Source organism: Streptomyces sp. NPDC058632 (assembly GCF_042717095.1).
Classification (GTDB): domain Bacteria; phylum Actinomycetota; class Actinomycetes; order Streptomycetales; family Streptomycetaceae; genus Streptomyces.
In genome coordinates this window covers 21,363-41,271 of the sequence record NZ_JBHXQZ010000074.1, presented here as the reverse complement: position 1 = coordinate 41,271, position 19,909 = coordinate 21,363, and the positions used below count along the sequence as shown (strand labels likewise).

Here is a 19,909-nt window from a genome sequence, read left to right as displayed (position 1 = left end):
GTTGATTTTTGGCACGCTGTTGAGTTCTCAAGGAACGGACGCTTCCTTTGTACTCACCCTCTCGGGCTTTCCTCCGGGCGCTTCCCTTCGGTCTTACGTTTCCAACACTACCAGTGTTTTTCCGACTCCCGGACCACCGTCCTGCGAACACGCAGAGGCTGACCCCGGGATAGGATCAACAAGTTGGATTTGCTGCGGGTCAGTGACGCGAGATCACGTCGTTCAGCCCCAAGCAGGTCCTCGACTGTACATGAGGCCGTGCAGCGGGTGCAAATCGATAAGAAGATGTGGTCTAGACCTCCAATCGGTCCTCGCGCACGGAACCGGCACTACCAGTGACATACGCTGCATCACAGTGCGCCGTCCGAGACCGACAGTGACGGGCTCCTATGAATCTTCGCCCTTGGGAGGCTTCCCATGACCACCGTGACGTCCCCGCTCGAAGGACGGGCGATCGGACTCGACTCCGTGCCCGATCCGGTCTTCTCCGGGGCCATGGTCGGCCCGGGTGTGGCGATCGACCCCGTACGGGAGCCCTCCACGGCTGTCTCGCCCGTCGACGGCGTCGTCGTCTCTCTGCACCCCCACGCGTTCGTCGTGGTCGACGAGAGCGGGCACGGCGTGCTCACCCATCTCGGCATCGACACCGTGCAGCTCAACGGTGACGGCTTCGAGCTGCTCGTCAACAAGGGCGACACCGTGACCCGCGGTCAGGGCATCGTGCGCTGGGACCCTGCCGCAGTCGAGGCCTCCGGTAAGTCCCCGGTGTGCCCGGTCGTGGCCCTGGACGCCATGGTGGAGGCGCTCTCCGAACTGTGCGACGACAGCGAGGTGAAGGCCGGCGAACGCCTCTTCCTCTGGAAGTGACACCGGTGCCGTCTCCCGACGGCCGGCAGGGCAACCCACACTGCGGCGGGAACGCCGCACTACCGGAGACAGTGAGATGGAGACAACGCTGCAAGGCGTCGGCGTGAGCCATGGTGTGGCGATCGGCGAGGTTCGGCACATGGGAACGGCGGTGCTCGAGCCACCGGCCAGGCAGATCCCGACCGAGGAGGCGGAGCGTGAGCAGGGGCGCGCCCGCAAGGCCGTGGAGGCGGTGGCGGCCGATCTGATGGCGCGCGGCACCCTGGCGGGCGGAGAAGCCCAGGCGGTGCTCGAAGCCCAGGCCATGATGGCCCAGGACCCCGAGCTGATGACGGACGTGGAACGCCGCATCGCCGAAGGCAGCACCGCCGAGCGTGCGGTGTACGACGCGTTCGCCGCGTACCGCGAACTGCTGGCCGCTGCCGGTGAGTATCTGGCGGGCCGCGTGGCCGACCTCGACGACGTGCGGAACCGCATCGTCGCCCGACTGCTCGGTGTACCGATGCCGGGTGTCCCGGACAGCGACGAGCCCTACGTTCTGGTGGCCCGTGATCTCGCGCCCGCGGACACGGCGCTGCTGGACCCGACCCTGGTGCTCGGTTTCGTGACGGAGGAAGGGGGACCCACCAGTCACAGCGCGATCCTGGCTCGGGCACTCGGTGTGCCGGCCGTGGTGGCTCTGCCCGGTGCCGGTGAACTCGCCGAGGGGACGCTGATCGCCGTCGACGGCAGCACCGGTGAGATCTTCGTGAACCCGAGCGAGGAGAAGAAGGGGCAGCTCGAGGCCGCGGCGGCCGAGCGCCGGGCGGCGCTGAGCACGTCGACCGGCCCCGGTGCGACCGCCGACGGTCACACGGTGCCGCTGTTGGCGAACATCGGCGGTCCGGCGGACGTGCCGGCCGCGGTCGAGGCGGGCGCGGAGGGGGTCGGTCTCTTCCGTACCGAGTTCCTCTTCCTGGACGACAGCAAGAACGCTCCCTCCGAGGAGAAGCAGGTCTCGGCCTATCGTCAGGTGCTCGAAGCGTTCCCCGAGGGCCGTGTGGTCGTGCGGGTGCTGGATGCGGGCGCGGACAAACCGCTGGACTTCCTCACCCCGGCGGATGAGCCGAACCCGGCACTGGGCGTGCGCGGTCTGCGGTCGCTGCTCGACCACCCGGAGGTGCTGCGCACCCAGCTGTCGGCGCTGGTCAAGGCCTCGGAAGGGCTGCCCGTCCACCTTGAGGTGATGGCCCCGATGGTGGCGGACCGCGCGGATGCCAAGGCCTTCGCCGACGCGTGCCGTGAGGCGGGTCTGCACGCGAAGTTCGGCGCGATGGTCGAGATTCCGTCGGCCGCGCTGCGGGCGCGCTCGATCCTGCAGGAGGTGGAGTTCCTGTCGTTGGGGACGAACGACCTCGCACAGTACACGTTCGCCGCGGACCGTCAGGTGGGTGCGGTGTCCCGGCTGCAGGATCCGTGGCAGCCCGCGCTGCTCGACCTGGTCGCGCTGTCGGCGGAGGCCGCGAAGGCCGAGGGCAAGAGCTGCGGTGTCTGCGGTGAGGCCGCGTCCGACCCGCTGCTCGCTTCGGTGCTGACCGGTCTGGGTGTCACCTCCCTCTCCATGGGTGCGGCGTCCATTCCCTATGTGCGGGCGGCGCTGGCGAAGTTCACTCTGGCGCAGTGCGAGCGGGCCGCCGCGGCGGCCCGTGCGACGGACAGCGCCGAGGAGGCCCGCAGGGCCGCTCAGGCCGTGCTGTCGGGCGAGTAGCAGGACGCGGCGGGCGCGCGGCGCGGACGACCGCCGCCGCTGTTCCGGAGGGGCGCTCCACTCGAGGGGCGCCCCTTTCCTCGGCCTCCGCTCCCCGTCCAGGGTTCAGTGGCGGTGGCTCGGAGGCAGGCCTTCCCCCAGGCCGGGTGGCTCGCAGTAGTCGACGTTGGACTCCGGCGGGATGAGGTCTCCCGATTCCACGTCGGTGCAGTAGGCGTCGAACACCTCGCCCGCGGTGAGGGGTTCGAGGCCGTGGGCCCGCAATCGCCAGCCGTGAACACGGTCGGGGGCGCCCGGGGTGGTGGTCCGCATGACGAGCCCGCCCGGGCTGTCGGTGGCGAGACCGACGGCCAGCACCGTGGTGAATTCGAGGATCTCGGCGTCGTCCAGTTCAAGACGCCCGCCGTTGTCGTCGGCCTGGAGGACGGCGACCAGGGGCTCGGGTGGTCCGGAGACGCTGCAGACGAGGTGCCTGCTTCCGGGGCCTGTCGTTTCGAGGATGCGGACGATCAGCTGGGAGGCGCGGGCACATGCCTCGCCTCCCAGGTCCTCTCCGCACGAGGGGCAGGCGCCGAGACGGGCGAGCAGCATGGTCGCGTACTCCCAGGTCGCCTGGCGGACGCCCTCGTCGACGAGGGCGGGCAGGAGGTCGGTCAGGGGCTGCCCCTCGTAGGAGACGGTGGGTCCGGTGGCCGCGAGTTCGGCCGTGAAGCGGGTGCGGCTGGCGTGGCTGTCCGGGTCGATGCCGCGTTGTGCGCAGAACTCCGCGTACTCCTCGGGGTCGAAGAGGGCCAGTGTGGTGTGGCTGCCCTGCAGGGCACGTGTCCTGAGGAGGGCCTCCACGTGCTCGAGGTACGTGCGGTGGTCGTCGAAGGTGAAGCTCCGGTAGTGCCGCATGGCGCGGAAGTCGTGTTCGTCGGTGAGCAGCCCGATGGTGCCCGCGATTTCGCGGCGCAGGACGCGTCGCATGGTTCGGTGGTCGGTGTACGTCATGTCTCCCCCTGCACGGTCGATCAATGCTCACTCACAGTAATCAGGGGTACTGACAACGACGTCCGGCCGGGCGGTCGGGGCGCGGCGGCCGGGGTGGGTTCAGGCGCGTTTGCGGGCCAGGTCCTCGTAGAAGGTGAGCAGACCCAGATTGTCGACGGAGCCGGCGTTGACCGCCTTCTCCAGCGGTGTGCCCTGGAGAAGGCGTTTGACCGGGACCTCGATGCGTTTGCCCGTCAGGGTGTGCGGGACGCCGGGCACCTCGATGATCTCGTCGGGGACGTGACGTGGGGACAGTTCCTCGCGGATGGTCCGCTGGATACGGCCCGTCAGGTCCTCGTCAAGCACGGCGCCCGGTGCCAGGTGGACGAACAGGGGCATCCAGTAGCCGCCGTCGGGCTGTTCGATGCCGATGACGAGCGATTCCCTGATCTCGGGTAGGCGCTCGACGGCCTCGTAGATGTCCGCCGATCCCATGCGGACGCCCTGGCGGTTGAGCGTGGAGTCGGAGCGGCCGTGAATGATGACGGAACCCCGGGAGGTGAGGGTGATCCAGTCGCCGTGCCGCCAGACGCCGGGGTAGGTGTCGAAGTAGCTGTCGTGGTAGCGGCTGCCGTCGGGGTCGTTCCAGAAGTGGATCGGCATGGAGGGCATCGGGTTGGTGACCACGAGCTCGCCGACCTCGTCGGTCAGGGGCCTGCCGCTCGGGTCCCAGGACTGCAGGTCGGTGCCGAGACAGGGTGCCTGCAGCTCGCCGACGTGGACGGGGAGGGTGGGTACGGCACCGGCGAAGCAGGAGCACACGTCCGTACCACCGCTGACGGAGGCGATCCACAGGTCGTCGCGCACCTCGTCGTGCAGCCAGCGGAAACCGTCGGGCGGCAGGGGGGAGCCGGTGGTGGCGACGCACTGCACCGCCGAGAGGTCGAAGTCGCGCGAGGGGTGCACGTCCGCCTTGCGGCAGGCCATGACGTAGGCGGCGGAGGTGCCGTAGAGGGTGGCTCCGGTGCGTTCGGCGATCCGCCACTGGGCGCCCGTGTCCGGGTAGCCGGGGCTGCCGTCGTACAGGACGATCGTCGTTCCGGTGAGCAGGCCGGAGACGAGGAAGTTCCACATCATCCAGCCGGTCGACGTGTACCAGAAGAAGCGGTCCTCGGGGCCCAGGTCGCAGTGGAGTCCGAGTTGCTTGAGGTGTTCGACCAGGATGCCGCCCTGGGACTGGACGATCGCCTTCGGCAGCCCGGTGGTGCCGGAGGAGTAGAGCACCCAGAGGGGGTGTTCGAAGGGCACCTGCTCGAAGACCGGTTCGGTGTCCGCGGAGGTGAGGGCCTGCCAGTCGAGCGTGCCGTCGGGAGCATCCGTGCCGAGCAGGGGGATGTGCACGACGGCGCGCAGGGTGGGCAGTTCTCGGCGCAGTTCGGCGACGACGTCGCGGCGGTCGTGCTCCTTGCCGCCGTAGCGGTAGCCGTCGACGGTGAACAGGACGACCGGTTCGACCTGCTGAAAACGGTCGAGGACGCTCCGGGCGCCGAAGTCGGGCGCACAGGAGGTCCACACGCCGCCCACGGCCGCGGTGGCCAGGAAGGCGACGACGGCCTGCGGAATGTTGGGCAGGTAGCCGCTGACGCGGTCGCCGGGACGTACGCCGAGGGCGCGCAGTTCGGCTGCGAGGGAGCCGACCTGACGGCGCAGCTCGGTCCAGGTGACGGGCCTCGGGTCATGGGTCTCGTCGACGTGGAGGAGCGCCGGCTCCTCCGCGCGGGTCGCGGCCGCGCGAAGAGCGTGTTCGGCGTAGTTGAGGGTGGCGCCGGGGAACCACTGGGCGCCGGGCATCGAGCGGTCGCCCAGCACGTGCGCGTAGGGGGCCGAGAAGCGGACGTCGAACCACTCCGTGACCGCCTTCCAGAAGGTTTCCGGCTCGTCCACGGACCAGCGGTGCAGTTGCGCGTAGCCGCCCTCGGCGGGGGCGCCGTGGTGCTCGGCCGCCCATGTGTGGAACTGGGTGATCCGGGCACGGGCGATGCGTTCCGGGTCTGGCTGCCAGAGCGGTTGGGGGTTCACGGTCGACATGGGCGGCTCCCGGACTGTGCGCGTCGTGTGCGTCCTGCGCGCACGGGCTGGGGTGTGCGCGTGACGCGGCTGACAGGGACGATGCCACGTGATCGTCCTCCGTACCAGGGCACGGCCCACATAGTCCCGGTCGTGAAGATGTGGTCCGATCATGGGTGAACGGCAGTTGAACGACACGCCTGCGAGGTGCCGGCAGTGGCAGGGTGAGCACCATGGACGGTCGTGACCTGGTGCGTTCGGTGAGATCGGTCGGCTCGGTGGGGACGGCACAGGGTTTTCGTACCGTACGGGCAGCGTGGCGCAGGCGGCGGGCCGATGCCACCGGGCTGCCGCCCCGCGGGGCGGAGCTCGCGCGTACTCCCGGGCCGGTACGGGAGGTGGATCCCGGGCCCGGAGGGGGTGTCGTCCGGTTCGGCCGTTCCGAGCTGCGGATCCGCGTCGCCGTGAACGGGGCCGTCTTCTGGGGCTGGGACGGGGCGGCTCCGGAGCCGTCGTACGCGCTGGCCGGGCGCTGTCCCGACCCGGACCCACGCGCGGTGCTGGAGCCGGACACCGACGGCGGCTGGCGGGTGGTCGCCGAGCGGGTGACGGTCGCCGTCTCGAGGCACGGCGCGGTGGAGGTGCTCACTCCGGGGGGTGTGGTGCTGCGTCGGGAGCTGCCGCCGCGGTGGTGGGAGCCGGTGGCAGGAGGCCCGGCACGCTGGATGCAGCGGTCCGAGGTGCGTGCCGACGCCCGGTTCTTCGGGCTCGGCGGACGGGCGTCGGGGCCGTGGCTGCGGGACGGTACCTACCGGCTGTGGAACACGGGTCCCGGTCGGGACGCCGGGCCCGGTGACGCTCCGCTGCCCGTCACGATGCCGGTGCAGCTGGTGGTGGCCGACGCGGGCACGCATCTCGCGTTCCACGACAGTTCGTGGGACGGCACCGTCACGCTGCGGGAGGGCGCGGAGGGCGCCGGCTCCGGGCACGACCGGGCGGGGACCAGCGAGCTGCGGATGGACGGTGGTCCGCTGCGCTGCTGGGTGATGGTGGGCACTCCCGCGCGGGTGCTGCTCGCCTGGGCGTCACTGACCGGTGCGCCCGCGCTGCCGCCCGCGTGGGCCCTCGGACATCATCACGCGCGGTGGGGCGACGGCGGTGAGCAGGAGGTGCGGCGGACCGTCGCCGGCTATCAGAAGCACGGACTGCCGCTCGACGCCGTCCACCTCGGCAGCGGCCACCACGACGCCCACCAGGGGTTCACCGTGGACCAGGAGCGGTTCCCCGAACTGCCGGCCCTGGCCGACGAGCTGCGGCGGGACGGGATCCGGCTGGTGTCGGTCGTCGGTCCTGCGGTCCCTGCCGGGGACGGCCGTGCCGTGTACGACGCGGGGACGGTCCGGGACGCGTTCGTGCGCGACGCGTCGGGAGATGTCGTCCAGGGGGTGTCCTGGCCCGGGGACGTGGTCTTCCCCGACTTCACCCACCCGCGTGTGCGCGCGTGGTGGGGCGGTCTGTACGCGGAGCGGCTGGAGCAGGGGTTCGCGGGTTTCTGGCACGACATGAACGAGCCGACGTCGTTCACCGCGTTCGGGGAGCCGACGCTCCCCCGCTCGGCCCGTCACTCTCTGGACGGCCGGGACGGTGATCATCGCGAGGCACACAACGTGTACGCGCTGTGCATGGCCAGGGCGGCTCACGAGGGACTGCGGGCGCTGCTGCCCGGGGAACGGCCGTTCCTGTTCTCGCGCTCGGGCTGGGCCGGCATGCAGCGCTACGGCGGGACCTTGTCGGGGGAAGTGGCCACGGGCTGGCCCGGACTGCGGGCGTCGCTGGCCCTGGTGCTGGGGCTCGGGCTGTGCGGTGTCCCCTACGCGGGGCCGGATGTCGGCGGCACCGGCGGGGATCCGTCTCCCGAGCTGTATCTGCGGTGGCTCCAGCTGGGCGCCCATCTGCCGCTGTTCCGCACCCGCGCGGGGAGGGGGACAGGACACAGGGAACCGTGGGAGTCCGGTACCGAGGTGCTGGCGCACGCGCGCGCGGCTCTCGTCGAGCGCCGGCGGCTGCAACCGTACTTCGTGACTCTGGCGCATCTGGCCCGGCGTACCGGGGCTCCCTATGTGCGGCCGCTGTGGTGGTCGGCGCCGGAGGAGCGGGGGTTGCGCGACTGCGAGGACTCCTTCCTGCTGGGCGACAGTCTGCTGGTGGCGCCGGTGCTGGATCCGGGCGTGGAGCGGCGTACGGTGCGGCTGCCGGGCGGGCGCTGGTACGAGACGGCGACGGGCCGGGCGTTCGACGGGCCTGCCCAGGTGGTGGTCGACGCGCCCCTGGACCGCGTTCCGGTGTTCGCCCGCGCGGGCACCGTCATTCCCGTGTGCGGAGAGGACGGCGGGCTGGAACTGGAGGTGTGGGCGCCCGTCAGGGGGCGGGCCGGCGGCGGGACGGTCGTCGCGGACACCGGCGACGGCTGGGAGGAGCCGGGCCTCGAGCGGTACACCGCCAGCTGGGTGGGTTCCCGGATCGTCGTCGAGCGGGAGAGCGGGGACGGCACCGGCGGTCTCCCTCACCCGGTGCGCGTCCGCGGGGTCGGACCCGACTGAGCGGGGCGGGGCATGGCCCGGCTCCCGGCCGGGCCTTCGGCCGACGGGGCCGTGGCACGGCGTCGCGTCAGATGTACCGGCCCTCGAACCAAGCCCGCACGGCACGCGTGTGCAGCGGGAAGGCGAGTTCCTCCGCGCGCCGCAGCAGGCGCCGGCCCTCCGTCTCGTCCGTGGCGTCCGACGGCGGCAGTCCCTCCGCGGGACGTTCCGGGAGCAGCCCGAACAGCAGCAGGTGCCCGTCGGGCGAGCTCATGGCGTCGGCGAGTCGTACGTCCCGGCTCGCCGCGTCGATGCCGGTCTCCTCCTGGAGTTCGCGGACGACGGCCTGGCGCCAGTCCTCCCGGTCGTCGATGTAGCCGCCGGGCAGGGCCGTTCCCCCGCGCGCGGGGGCGATGGTCCGGGTGATGACGACGAGGGCGGTGCCCTTCGGGTCGTACACGGGCTGGAGGGCGACCGCGACCGGCAGCGGATTGCGGTAGGCGGCGGTGCCGCATGCCGGGCAGGTGCGGGGCCAGCCGGAGACGCCCTCGCCGAAGGGCGTGCCGCAGCTCGAACAGTGGGAGTCCGGCACGGGACCGGGGCCGGGGGGCTGGGTTCTGGACACGCGCGGACTGTAGCCGATCGGGGCGGGGGCGTCTCCGGGGAGTACCCGGGGGGCGTTCAGCGGTGGCCGGTGAGCGACCTCCGGGACACCGGGAAGTCGAAGTAGGTGTCGGGACGGGCCTCCGGCTTGAAGGTGTAGTGCCACCATTCCTCGGCGAGGTTCACGAAACCGAGGCCCTCCAGGATGTTCTTGAGGAGCGACCGGTTGGCCCGCTGTTCGCCCTGTATGCGGGGGTCGAGGGTGTGGCTGAGGGTGTCGAAGCAGTCGTAACCGGTGCCCATGTCCACCGAGTTGTCGGGGAACCGCTCGTCCTGGTCCGCGAAGCAGGGGGCGAGGGGTTCTCCGGGGCGGTACGGGCGGGTCGGCAGGGCGGGGAGCCGTACGACGGTGAGGTCCACGGTCGAACCGCGGCTGTGGCCGGACTTCTCGGCGATGTAACCGTCGGCGAACAGCCGGGACTTGTCGACGTTCGGGTAGAACTCGTCCTTCATCGCCTGGTCGTCGGGGTTCTTGGCCCAGCGTACGAAGTGGTCCACGGCGCGTTGGGGCCGGTAGCAGTCGTACACCTTGAGGGAGTAGCCCCGGGGCAGCAGCTTCCGCTGGGCCTCGTGGAGGGCGCGGGCCGCGGGACGGGTGAGGATGCACAGCGGCTCCCGGTAGCCGTCGACGCGCTCGCCCACGAAGTTGTGCGGGGTGAAGTAGCGGATCTCCTGGATGATCGTCGGGTCCACGCTGCTCAGCGCCACGAAGTCCTTCGGGGCCCTGGGCTCCGGCGACGCCGGGGCGGATGCTGCGGGGGCGGTCGTGGCGGTCGTGGCCGTCAACGCGGCGAGTGCGGTGACCAGAACGCGGACCGCGGCGGAAAGTCGTGTCATGTCTCCTGCATCTATCAGGCGGCGGGTCCCGCGGGGAAGCACCCGGTCCTTGCCCGCTCACCCGTGGCACCCGCCTGACGCCCCGTCAAGAACGCTGGTCGGGGTGCCGGCGTCGCGGGGTCGTGGCACGCGGAGGCGCTGTGCCACGTGAGCGCACACCGGTGGCCGCGGGGTGGTTCGCCGACGACGAGGACGGATTCCGGCTCCCCGGCACCCGCTGGTCGGACTGCGTCTCGGTCTTCTTCCCACGGGAGAAAGGCCATTGCCGCGATCCGTGATGCCGGGAGGCTGCCGGGTGGAGGCGTCGTCGGTGCCACCGGTCCGGCGTGCTTCGGGCTGGCGCGCGGCGCCGGACGGCGGTGCCCGGGTGAACGCCGTGCGAACCGGGCCCGGACGGCGCCGTCATGCTCCCGTGCGCTCCTGGACGGACGGCCTTCGATTCGCCTTCCGACCGGTGGTCGACCTGACGACCGGTGGGGTGGCGGGCCTGGAGACACCCGCCCGTCCGGAGACCGGCGACGTCCCGGCCCGGGCCCGTCGCGGCCCCTCACCGGACGTCCGGCCGGCGGTGGCCGCGGTGCGGGCCCCGGTCCGCAGGGGACGCTGTTTCCGCTCCACGTCAACGTGTTCGCCGGCACCCCCGCCGGCCTCGGTGGGCCGGCCGCACCGTACGACGCCGCGTGCGTGATGCGGACGCCGTGCGACGAGTCGGGGGCGCCGCTCTCCGTGGAGGGCGTGGAGACGAGGAGCCGGCGGGCGACAGTGCCGGCGCGCGGTGCCCGGTTGGCGCAGGGCGAGCTGTTCGCGCCGCCCGCGCGGCTGCCCTTGGCGGTACGCACACGTCCGGCCCCGCGCGGTGCAGAGAGGGTGACGGCACCGGCGGGGTGAGGTCCGGCCGCACCGTCCCCGGTTCAGGTGGTGACGGTCTGGCGGCGCTGCGCCACCTGCGCCATGGCGTGCTGGACGACGCCGACGAGGACCGTCTTGACCGACTCGCGGTCCCGGGCGTCGCCCATCAGGAGCGGTACGTCCGGGTCGAGATCGAGCGCCCGGCGGATGTCCTCGGCCGGGTACCGTGCGGCTCCCTCGAAGCAGTTGACGCCGACGAGGAACGGTATGGAGCGCCGCTCGAAGTAGTCCACGGCCGCGAAGCAGTCCTCCAGCCGTCGGGTGTCGGTGAGGACGACGGCGCCGAGGGCGCCCTCGGCGAGCTCGTCCCACATGAACCAGAACCGCTCCTGGCCGGGCGTGCCGAAGAGGTACAGCACCAGGTCCTCGCGGAGCGTGATGCGGCCGAAGTCCATGGCCACCGTGGTGGTGTTCTTGGCCTCCACCCCGCTGAGGTCGTCGACCGGGCGCCCCGCCTCGGTGAGCAGTTCCTCGGTGCGCAGCGGCCTGATCTCACTGACCGCGCCGACGAGCGTGGTCTTGCCCACGCCGAAGCCGCCGGCCACCAGGATCTTGAGCGTGACGGGCTCGACCGGGGGCTTGCCGCGCTCAGAACGCCCGAAGATCATCGTACTTTTCTCCTGCTCGGTGAGGGTCGGGCGGTGGACCGTAGCCGCCACCGCCGGGGGTTTCGACGACGAGTACGTCGCCGGGGTGGACGTCCGCCGAGTCGCTGCCGTCGAGTGTGGTGACGGAACCGTCCGCGCGGTCGATCCGGTTGGCGCCGGGCGCCCCGGGCGCACCGCCCGCCATGCCGTACGGGGGGACCCGGCGGTGCTGGGACAGCGTGGAAACGGTCATGGGTTCCAGGAACCGGATACGGCGGACCGCGCCGTCCCCGCCGCGCCACCGGCCTGCTCCGCCGCTGCCCGAGCGTACGGCGAACGCGTCGACGCGGACGGGCAGTCGCCACTCCAGGACCTCGGGGTCGGTGAGGCGCGAGTTGGTCATGTGGGTCTGCACGACGGACGCTCCGGGAAAGCCGTCTCCCGCGCCCGAGCCGGAGGCGACGGTCTCGTAGTACTGATGGCGGGCGTTGCCGAAGGTGACGTTGTTCATGGTGCCGGAGCCCTCGGCCTGGATGCCGAGCGCCGCGTAGAGGGCGCCGGTGATGCTCTGGGAGGTCTCCACGTTGCCCGCGACGACGGCGGCGGGTGGCCGGGGCGCCAGCATGGAGCCGGGCGGCACGATGATGCGCAGCGGCCGCAGGCAGCCGTCGTTGAGCGGAATGTCGTCGCCGACCAGGGTGCGGAAGACGTACAGGACTGCCGCGTTGACGACCGAGAAGGGGGCGTTGAAGTTGGTGGGCAACTGCGCTGTGGTGCCCGTGAAGTCGATGGTGGCGGAGCGGTGCGCGCGGTCCACGCGCACGCTCACGCGGATGACGGCGCCGGAGTCGGTCTCGTAGGCGTACTCGCCGTCTTCGAGGGCGTCGATGACGCGGCGTACCGAGTCCTCTGCATGGTCCTGGACGTGCCGCATGTAGGCCTGGACCACGTCGAGGCCGAAGTTCTCGACCATCCGGCCGACCTCGTCGACGCCCTTCTGGTTGGCGGCGATCTGGGCGCGCAGGTCGGCGAGGTTGGTCTGCGGGTTGCGGGAGGGGTACCGGGCGTCGGTCAGGAGGCTGAGGGTCTCCTCCTCGCAGAACCGGCCGTTCTCGGCGAGCAGCCAGTTGTCGAAGAGGATGCCTTCCTCGTCGATGCTGCGGCTGTCGGCGGGCATGGACCCCGGGGCGATGCCGCCGATCTCGGCGTGGTGGCCGCGTGAGGCTACGTAGAAGAGGACACGTCGGTCACCCTGCGTGGTGGCGGCGCCCCCGGTGCCGAAGACCGGGGTGATCACGGTGACGTCGGGGAGATGGGTGCCACCGTGGTACGGGTCGTTCACGGCGTAGGTGTCGCCCGGGCGCATGGTGGAGCCGCGCCGCCGGATGACCTCCTTGACGCCGGTACCCATCGAGCCCAGGTGGACGGGGATGTGGGGGGCGTTGGCCACCAGGTTTCCGTCCGGGTCGAAGAGGGCGCAGGAGAAGTCCAGGCGCTCCTTGATGTTGACGGACTGGGCGGTGGACTCGAGGCGGGCGCCCATCTGTTCGGCGATGGACATGAACAGGTTGTTGAAGACCTCAAGCATCACCGGGTCGACTTCGGGGTCGGATTCCCCGTCCGATTCCGTGTCGGGATCGAAACCCTGCGTAACCGTGACGCGTTCCATGACCAGATGTCCGTCATCGTTCGGGGCGGCCCGCCAGCCTTCGTCGACGACGGTCGTGGCGCCGGCCTCGGTGATGATCGCCGGGCCGGTGACCGCCCCGCCGGGGGGAAGGTCCTCGCGGCGGTGGAGGGGCACGTCGCGCCAGGTGCCGCCGGTGTGGAGGCGGGCGGGGCGCGGAAGGGCGGGGCGGCCTTCGTAAGGGGCGAGGGCGGAGAGATCGGGGGGTTCGGTGATGCCGGTGGCTTCGACGGAGAGGGCTTCGACGACGATCGGGCGGTCGAGCGTGAAGGAGTAGGTGGCGCGATGACGTTCTTCGAAGGTCCGGCGCATGGCGGTGGGGTCGGTCAGTTCGACCGTGAGGGTGGTGTCGGTGCCGTCGTAACGGAGCTGGGCGCGCCGGATCACCTCGATCCGGTCCTCGGAGATGTCCTCGGCGAGGAGTTCGGCGCGGGCCGCCGCCTCCAGGCCGTCGGCGATCCGGTGGATGCCGGGCATCGCGGCGGGCTCCAGGGGTGCCTCGGCGGAGTGTTCGCGCATGGCCGTGGTGTCGGCGAGGCCGATGCCGAGTGCGGAGAGGACACCCGCCATGGGCGGCACGAGAACTGTACGGATGCCGAGGGAGTCGGCGACCCTGCACGCGTGCTGTCCGCCCGCACCGCCGAAGGTGGTGAGGGCGTAGCGGGTGATGTCGTGGCCCTTCTGGACGGAGATCCGCTTCACCGCGGCGGCGATGTTGGCGACGGCGATCCGCAGGTAACCCTCGGCGACCTGCTCCGGGGTGCGGTCGTCGCCGGTCTGTTCGCGGATCTCGCGCGCGAGGGTGGTGAAGCGGTCGCGGACGAGTCCGGCGTCGAGGGGCTGGTCGCCGTTCCGGCCGAACACCGCGGGGAAGTCGGCGGGCTGGATGCGTCCGAGCATGACGTTGGCGTCGGTGACGGTGAGCGGTCCGCCGGCCCGGTAGCAGGCGGGACCGGGGGCGGCGCCGGCCGAGTCCGGGCCCACGCGGTAGCGGGAGCCGTCGAAGTGGAGGACCGAGCCGCCGCCGGCGGCGACGGTGTGGATGTCCAGCATGGGCGCGCGCAGCCGGACACCGGAGATCTGTGTGGTGAAGACGCGTTCGTAGTCCCCGGCGAAGTGGGAGACGTCGGTGGAGGTGCCGCCCATGTCGAAGCCGATGACCCGGTCGAAGCCGGCGAGCTGCGACATGCGGGCCATCCCGACGATGCCGCCGGCCGGCCCGGACAGGACAGCGTCCTTGCCGCGGAACTGCGCGGCTTCGGCGAGGCCGCCGTTGGACTGCATGAACATCAGTCGTACGCCGTCGAGTGCGTCGGCCACCTGCCGGACGTAGCGGCGCAGCACGGGCGAGAGGTAGGCGTCGACGACGGCCGTGTCCCCGCGCGGGACGAGTCGCATCAGCGGGCTGACCTCGCTGGACAGCGAGATCTGCGAAAAGCCGATGCGGGCGGCGAGTTCCCCGACCGCCTGTTCGTGGGCAGGGCGGAGGTGGCTGTGCATGCAGACCACGGCAACGGCGCGGATGCCGTCGTCGTGGGCCCGGTGCAGCGGCCCGCCGAGGGCGTCGAGATCGGGGGCGCGCAGGACGGTGCCGTCGGCGGCGACGCGTTCGTCCACTTCGACGACCCGTTCGTACAGCAGCTCGGGCAGTTCGATGCGTCGGGCGAAGATGGCGGGGCGGTTCTGGTAGGCGATGCGCAGGGCGTCGCGGAAGCCGCGGGTGATGACCAGGAGGGTGCGTTCGCCGGTGCGCTCCAGGAGGGCGTTGGTGGCGACCGTGGTTCCCATGCGTACGGACTCGACGGAATCGTGGGAGCCGGCCAGCAGTTCGCGAACGCCCGCGACCGCCGCGTCGGCGACGGGTTCCGCCCCGCCGGGAGGAGGTCCGGACCGGTCGAAAGCCGGGTTGTCCGACAGCAGTTTGCGGGTGAGGAGCCGTCCGTCGGGGCGGCGGGCGACGATGTCGGTGAAGGTGCCGCCTCGGTCGACCCAGAACTGCCAGCCTGTCACGTCAGTACCTCGCTTCCGCGCCGCTCACAGCGCCCGGAGGCCGTTGATCACGTCGCGCAGAATACTCTCGTCCGGCAGTTCGGCAGGGGGGACCGGCCGGTTCACGTGGACGGATTCGAGGTCGACGAGATCGCCGACGAGGACGCGTACCACTCCGATCGGCAGGTCGAGTTCCGCCGCGAGTTCGGCGACCGTCTGCGGAGTGGCACGGCACAGTTCGACGATGTCCACGTGTTCCGGGGAGAGTGTGGGGTCCGTCTCCGGATCGTCGGCGTCGGGTTCGGTGACGACCACCGCGATCAGGTCGAGGCGGTGCTGGGCCGCACTCGAGGTGCGGCCCCGCGTCATGGCATACGGACGGACGACCGGTCCGGCATCGTCGTCGAACCAGTGGCTTCTTCCCTCACCGTCAGCACTCATGTCATCCCACTACCCGCCCGGGGGCAGATCGGTACGCGGTTCGGAGTCCAGATGCGGACCGACCCGCTTCACCAGGAGGGTCATCTCGTAGGCGACCTGCCCGACGTCCGAGTCGACGTCGGCGAACACTGCGAGGCAGCTGCCGTCCCCGGCGGCGGTGACGAACAGGAACGCCTCGTCGAGTTCGACGATGGTCTGGCGGACGTTGCCTGCCTCGAAGTGGCGGCCCACCCCCTTGGCGAGGCTGTGGAACCCGGAGGCGACGGCGGCCAGATGCTCGCTGTCCTCGCGGGTGAGGTCCTGGGAGGCTCCCGTGGCGAGGCCGTCGCCGGAGAGCACGACGGCCTTTCGGATACTCGCGACGCGGGCCACCAGGTCGTCGAGGAGCCAGTTGAGCTCCCCCTTGCCGTTGTCGGCGTGGCCGGTCGTGTGCGGTGCGGTCATCGACCGTCCCCCTTAGTCGTTCCTGGTCGTTCCTCGTGGTGCTGCCCCGCCGGGGGCGTCGTCGCCCGCGGCGTTCTCCTCACGGCCGCGCTGCCAGCCGCGCTGGAGCGAGGCCATGCGACTGCGCACTTCCTCCGCGTCCCGTTCGACGGGCTGGGATCTCTCCTCGTTCCGTCGTGGCGCGGTCCGTTTGAGCTGAGGGGCGAGGCTGGCCTGCCGTACGCGCCGGGGCAGCGACGCGGTGTCGGCCGGGCCGCCGGTGCCCGTGTCCTGCGGGGCGCTGCCGGGGCCCGGCTCCGCCGCGGAGTGCTCCTGGCGGGCGTCCGCCGCGATCGTGGGGTGTGCGGGGCCGCCCTGGGTCTCGCCGGCGGCCGGGGTGGTTGGGCCGTCGTCCCGGGCGGGGCTTTGGGGCGCCTGGTCCGCGGGCCGGTCTTCGGCGCGTGCGCCGATCCGGGGACGGGACGCCTCTCCCCGCCGGCGGGCGGGCAGGGGCGGCGGCTTCTCCCCGTCGGGTCGTCCCGGATCCCGGTCCGGGGAGGGTTGCCCCTGCCCGCCGCGGCGGCGGGTCGGCAGTACGGGCGCCGGTTCCTGCTCCGGGCGGGCGGACGACGTACCGGTGTCCTGGTTTGTCCGCTCCCGGCGGGCGTGCTCGTCACCGACGGGGCGTCCATGGGAGCTGACCAGCTTGGGCGTTCCCCTGCGGAGCGGCGGGAGCGGGGCATCCGTCCGGCCTTCCGTGTCCAGGTCCGGTCCGGCGCCGTTGCCCTTGCCGATGCCGGGCGCCTGCTGTGAGGGCTCGCGGCGGCGGCCCGGCCGCTCCTCCTTGGCGCGGGACGGGGGGCGGCGGTGACCGAACAGGCGGCCGCGCTCGTCATCCTCCTCCGCGGGCGCGCCCGGGTAGTCGTCGAGGACGTCCAGGTCCACGGGGGCCTCGAGTTCGACCGGGCCGTCCAGGCGCGAGGCGGGCAGTCCGGGCAGTTGGACGGGCACCTGGGAGAGCGCGGGACGGCGGCCGCCCTCCGGCTCCCTGTCCTTGGCGCGCCGGGGCCGGTCGAGGCGGAAGCCGACGCCGTTGGTGTCGGGGCCGTCGTCGGTGAGGAGCGCGTCCGGGATGAAGACGACCGCGGTGGTGCCGCCGTAGGGAGACGGCTGCAGCGAGACCCGGACGTTCTGCCGCTGTGCGAGACGGCTGACCACGAACAGTCCGAGCCGGTCGGTGTCGGAGAGCTCGAACTCCGGTGTCTCGGCGAGCCGCAGGTTGGCGTCGAGCAGCGCCTCGGCGGCCATGCCGAGACCCCGGTCGTGGATCTCCAGGGTGAAGCCGTTGGCGACGCGCTCCCCCAGGACCTGGACGGCGGTGTGCGGCGGGGAGAACACCGTTGCGTTCTCGAGGAGTTCGGCCACCAGATGGGTCAGGTCGGCGACGGCGGGGCCGGTGACGGCGACCCGCGGCAGCCGGCGGACCTCGATGCGCTCGTAGTCCTCGACCTCGGCGACGGCGGCGCGCACGACGTCCATGAGCTGGACGGGCTTGCGCCACTGCCGGGAGGGGGCGGCGCCGGACAGGATCACCAGGCCCTCGGCGTGCCGGCGCATGCGGGTGGTGAGGTGGTCCAGGCGGAACAGGTCGGCGAGTTCCTCGGTGTCGTCGGTCCTGCGCTCCATGGTGTCGAGCAGGGTGAGCTGCTTGTGCAGCAGGACCTGGCTGCGACGGGCGAGGTTGACGAAGACCTCCGAAACACCCGAGCGCAGTTCGGACTGCTTGACGGCCGCCTCCACGGCGGCGCGCTGCAGGGTGTTGAGGGCCTGGCCGACCTCGCCGATCTCGTTCTTGTCGTACTCCAGACGCGGGACCTCGGTCTCCACGTCCACCTGTTCGCCCGCGGAGAGGCGGCGCATCACACTGGGCAGTCGCACACCGGACGCCTCGTGGGCCTCCAGGCGCAGTTGCCGCAGGTCGCGGATGAGGCCGCGGCCGACGCGCACGGACAGGACGAGCGAGACCAGCAGGGCGATCAGTCCGAGGAGGCCGGCGACGACGGCCTGGGTGATGACGCCCATGGCGACGGGTTGGACGCGGTCCTGATAGCGGTCGGTCGCCTGGTCGTTGAGGGTACCGAGTTCCTCGAGCACATGGCCGGCCGCGGTGTCCCAGCTCTTCGCGGTGATCCCGCGGGGCGGTCCGGTGCCGGAGGAGACGGCCGCCTCCTCGGCGACCCGCAGCGGAGCGGACGCCGCGTTCTTCCAGAAGCTCTCGTAGCGGTCCCGTTCCGACGCGGGCAGCTGCGGCAGACCGGCGTCGTACAGCAGCGTGCGCTGGGCCACGAAGTCGGAGATGTCCCGGACCTCGGAGGGGGACAGCGTGCCGACGATGAGGGCGGAGCCGAGCAGGGCGTCCTCGCGGGCGAGGAGTTCACGGGCGCGGGCGAGACTGACGAGGGCACGGTACTGCTTGTCCAGCCCGACATCGTCGACCACGTGCAAATCGGCCAACAGGATGTAGCACGGGTCGACCAGCCGGTTGTAGAGGTCGAGGGCCTGGGAGCGGTCGACGGTGCCGTCCTCGACACTGCGGCGCAGGGACTCGATGCCCTCAAGGGAATCCAGTACCGCGCTCAGCGCTTCGGTGTCCTGGCCCATCGCGTCACGCACATCGGGGTTCGCCGCGTTCTCCCGCACGTTGTCGACGGCCTTGTCGGTGGCGGCCCGGCTGCGGCGGAGTGCGGCGAGCCCGTTGGAGGCGCGCGGGTCGGCAAGATGGACGAGGGTCTGGCGGCGCTCCTGCTGGAGGACGCGAACGGTGTCCTCAACGGGGTACCCGACCTCTTCCATCACCGACGACACGTCGAACAGATGGCTTGCCTCACGGCCCGTCAGCACGGTGGTGAAGGCCCAGATCGTCGTCAGGGACACCAGCGGCACGAGAAGCAGCGCCACGATCTTCCGGCGGATGGACTTCCCGCGAAAGCGCATGGCCTCCCCCAGCTCGGCTCCCGGGACAGCCAGGAGCACACATGTGCGTCAATAAACGGCGCGAGCCTACTACCGAGCCACGGCCAACCCGAAAAGTTCTCCGGAATCCGAACTTCCGGCCCGACGGCGAGACATGGCGAGTTGTCCGGGCATTGCACGAGATCGGCTCCCGGTTCGCAGGGGGGTCGGCGGGCCGGGCCGTAGCGCCCACGGGTAAGGTTTGGCTGATTCCTTTCCTTACTCGGGAATCTTTGTGACGTGCCGTTCGTCCTTCTCTGTGGGCGATGGGGGCGGAATCGGCCACAGGAGCCACGTCCCGCATCCGGGCGGCGTAAATCAGTGCAAGCCGGGCAGCCGTTGGGGAACCGGGTCTTCGGACCCGGGAAAGCGGTCTGCCGGCGGTGGGGAGTGACACGTTGATGGGCACGGCGGAGCGGTACGGGTCGCCCGAGGGCGACGCGGTGGCGCAGGTGGTGGAGCGGCCGGATGACGAGACTCCGAACCGCGGAGGGCCCGCGGCCAGGAGAGGGGCGGCCGGCGCCCAGGACGTTCCGGCGACCAGTACTGACGAGGTGTCGACGGGTGCGACCGGGGCCGGGTGCGGCGAGGACCGGCCCGGCACGGCCACGGGCAACGCCGGGCCCGGGACACCGTCTGCCGCAACGACCGAGGGGAACGACAGCATCCGGGCCGAGGCCCACCGGCAGCCGAACCACCGGCCGTTGTGGGCCGAGGAGCCCGCGCGGCGGCGCCGGTTGCCGGATCCGGTACGTACGTCGGCCGTGCGGGCGGTCATCATTGTCGCGGTCACGCTGATTCAGGCCATGGTGGCCTTCCTCTGCACGCTCGCCGGTTCCTGGCTCGCGTTCCCCATGGTCATCAGCAGTGTCATCAGCACCATCGTGGCCACCTGGGGTGTTCTCGACGTGTGGGTGACCCGCCAGGTCTGGAGCCAGCGCAACGGAGTGGTGTCCGCACCCAGCAGCACCGCGCGGGCCCTGCGGCGCGAGCGGCGCAGGGCCCGCCGTCAGGAGCGGTCCGCGCAGCGTGCGCAGGCGCGAATACGCCGTCAGGGCGGCGGGACCGGTCAGCTGTCCCACCCCTGATCCCGCCCCCGCCGCTGCCCGCTCCGCTGTCCTGCGGGACA

13 protein-coding genes and 1 pseudogene are annotated in these 19,909 nt (G+C 71.6%); 5 read left to right on the top strand and 9 right to left on the bottom strand.

The genetic code is table 11. The annotated features are described in order from the left end of the window. The first annotated feature begins 417 nt into the window (after positions 1-417). Entirely contained in the window at positions 418-867 is a 450-nt protein-coding gene (locus ACFWVE_RS25345; RefSeq protein WP_384018188.1) for a PTS glucose transporter subunit IIA, read from the top strand. Positions 868-943: 76 nt separating this feature from the next. Continuing rightward, positions 944-2,614, top strand: a complete 1,671-nt coding sequence (gene ptsP / locus ACFWVE_RS25340; RefSeq protein ID WP_384018185.1) for a phosphoenolpyruvate--protein phosphotransferase — start codon at positions 944-946, stop codon at positions 2,612-2,614. A gap of 105 nt (positions 2,615-2,719) precedes the next feature. On the opposite strand, the gene ACFWVE_RS25335 is transcribed toward ptsP, so the two are convergent. Together ACFWVE_RS25335 and ACFWVE_RS25330 are read right to left on the bottom strand one after the other, a co-directional pair. After that, positions 2,720-3,607 (bottom strand): hypothetical protein, encoded by an 888-nt coding sequence (locus ACFWVE_RS25335; protein ID WP_384018182.1) that lies wholly within the window; start codon positions 3,605-3,607, stop codon positions 2,720-2,722. Positions 3,608-3,706: 99 nt separating this feature from the next. Continuing rightward, positions 3,707-5,674: an acetoacetate--CoA ligase gene (locus tag ACFWVE_RS25330; RefSeq protein ID WP_384018179.1), complete on the bottom strand. Its 1,968-nt coding sequence runs from the start codon at positions 5,672-5,674 to the stop codon at positions 3,707-3,709. Between the two features lie 212 nt (positions 5,675-5,886). Between ACFWVE_RS25330 and ACFWVE_RS25325 the strand changes: the two genes are divergently transcribed. Beyond that, entirely contained in the window at positions 5,887-8,253 is a 2,367-nt protein-coding gene (locus tag ACFWVE_RS25325; protein WP_384018177.1) for a glycoside hydrolase family 31 protein, read from the top strand. 67 nt (positions 8,254-8,320) lie between these two features. On the opposite strand, the gene ACFWVE_RS25320 is transcribed toward ACFWVE_RS25325, so the two are convergent. Further along, on the bottom strand, positions 8,321-8,857 hold the full coding sequence (locus ACFWVE_RS25320) for an NUDIX domain-containing protein (protein ID WP_384018174.1): 537 nt from the start codon (positions 8,855-8,857) through the stop codon (positions 8,321-8,323). 56 nt (positions 8,858-8,913) lie between these two features. Next, the gene (locus tag ACFWVE_RS25315; RefSeq protein ID WP_384018171.1) at positions 8,914-9,732 is read right to left on the bottom strand and encodes a M15 family metallopeptidase; all 819 of its coding nucleotides are present in this window, start codon (positions 9,730-9,732) and stop codon (positions 8,914-8,916) included. 412 nt (positions 9,733-10,144) lie between these two features. Here ACFWVE_RS25315 and ACFWVE_RS25310 point away from each other — a divergent pair. Beyond that, positions 10,145-10,563 (top strand): annotated as a pseudogene (locus ACFWVE_RS25310) (hypothetical protein); the annotation flags it as partial. An 80-nt stretch (positions 10,564-10,643) separates the two neighbouring features. Here the strand turns inward: ACFWVE_RS25310 and ACFWVE_RS25305 are convergent. From ACFWVE_RS25305 to ACFWVE_RS25285, 5 genes are read right to left on the bottom strand one after another with little or no spacing between them, the layout of a single operon-like run. Next, complete coding sequence (locus ACFWVE_RS25305) at positions 10,644-11,249, bottom strand: ATP/GTP-binding protein (protein WP_384018168.1); 606 nt, start codon at positions 11,247-11,249, stop codon at positions 10,644-10,646. After that, the gene (locus tag ACFWVE_RS25300; RefSeq protein WP_384018166.1) at positions 11,230-14,925 is read right to left on the bottom strand and encodes a hydantoinase B/oxoprolinase family protein; all 3,696 of its coding nucleotides are present in this window, start codon (positions 14,923-14,925) and stop codon (positions 11,230-11,232) included. Before ACFWVE_RS25300 ends, ACFWVE_RS25305 begins: the two co-directional genes overlap by 20 nt. A 24-nt stretch (positions 14,926-14,949) precedes the next feature. After that, positions 14,950-15,345, bottom strand: coding sequence for a DUF742 domain-containing protein (locus tag ACFWVE_RS25295; RefSeq protein WP_384018163.1), 396 nt, complete (start codon positions 15,343-15,345; stop codon positions 14,950-14,952). Between the two features lie 9 nt (positions 15,346-15,354). After that, a complete protein-coding gene (locus ACFWVE_RS25290) occupies positions 15,355-15,789 on the bottom strand; it encodes a roadblock/LC7 domain-containing protein (protein ID WP_384018160.1) in 435 nt (144 codons plus the stop codon). 12 nt (positions 15,790-15,801) lie between these two features. Beyond that, a complete protein-coding gene (locus ACFWVE_RS25285) occupies positions 15,802-18,762 on the bottom strand; it encodes a nitrate- and nitrite sensing domain-containing protein (RefSeq protein ID WP_384018157.1) in 2,961 nt (986 codons plus the stop codon). Between the two features lie 419 nt (positions 18,763-19,181). Between ACFWVE_RS25285 and ACFWVE_RS25280 the strand changes: the two genes are divergently transcribed. After that, positions 19,182-19,868 (top strand): hypothetical protein, encoded by a 687-nt coding sequence (locus tag ACFWVE_RS25280; protein WP_384018154.1) that lies wholly within the window; start codon positions 19,182-19,184, stop codon positions 19,866-19,868. Positions 19,869-19,909 lie beyond the last annotated feature (41 nt).

What these genes read in the sequence shown, in the direction of transcription:
- ACFWVE_RS25345 (WP_384018188.1), top strand. Translation starts at nt 418, where the DNA reads ATGACCACCGTGACGTCCCCGCTCGAAGGACGGGCGATCGGACTCGAC.
- ptsP (WP_384018185.1), top strand. Translation starts at nt 944, where the DNA reads ATGGAGACAACGCTGCAAGGCGTCGGCGTGAGCCATGGTGTGGCGATC.
- ACFWVE_RS25335 (WP_384018182.1), bottom strand. Translation starts at nt 3,607, where the DNA reads ATGACGTACACCGACCACCGAACCATGCGACGCGTCCTGCGCCGCGAA.
- ACFWVE_RS25330 (WP_384018179.1), bottom strand. Translation starts at nt 5,674, where the DNA reads ATGTCGACCGTGAACCCCCAACCGCTCTGGCAGCCAGACCCGGAACGC.
- ACFWVE_RS25325 (WP_384018177.1), top strand. Translation starts at nt 5,887, where the DNA reads ATGGACGGTCGTGACCTGGTGCGTTCGGTGAGATCGGTCGGCTCGGTG.
- ACFWVE_RS25315 (WP_384018171.1), bottom strand. Translation starts at nt 9,732, where the DNA reads ATGACACGACTTTCCGCCGCGGTCCGCGTTCTGGTCACCGCACTCGCC.
- ACFWVE_RS25305 (WP_384018168.1), bottom strand. Translation starts at nt 11,249, where the DNA reads ATGATCTTCGGGCGTTCTGAGCGCGGCAAGCCCCCGGTCGAGCCCGTC.
- ACFWVE_RS25295 (WP_384018163.1), bottom strand. Translation starts at nt 15,345, where the DNA reads ATGAGTGCTGACGGTGAGGGAAGAAGCCACTGGTTCGACGACGATGCC.
- ACFWVE_RS25290 (WP_384018160.1), bottom strand. Translation starts at nt 15,789, where the DNA reads ATGACCGCACCGCACACGACCGGCCACGCCGACAACGGCAAGGGGGAG.
- ACFWVE_RS25285 (WP_384018157.1), bottom strand. Translation starts at nt 18,762, where the DNA reads ATGCGCTTTCGCGGGAAGTCCATCCGCCGGAAGATCGTGGCGCTGCTT.
- ACFWVE_RS25280 (WP_384018154.1), top strand. Translation starts at nt 19,182, where the DNA reads ATGGGCACGGCGGAGCGGTACGGGTCGCCCGAGGGCGACGCGGTGGCG.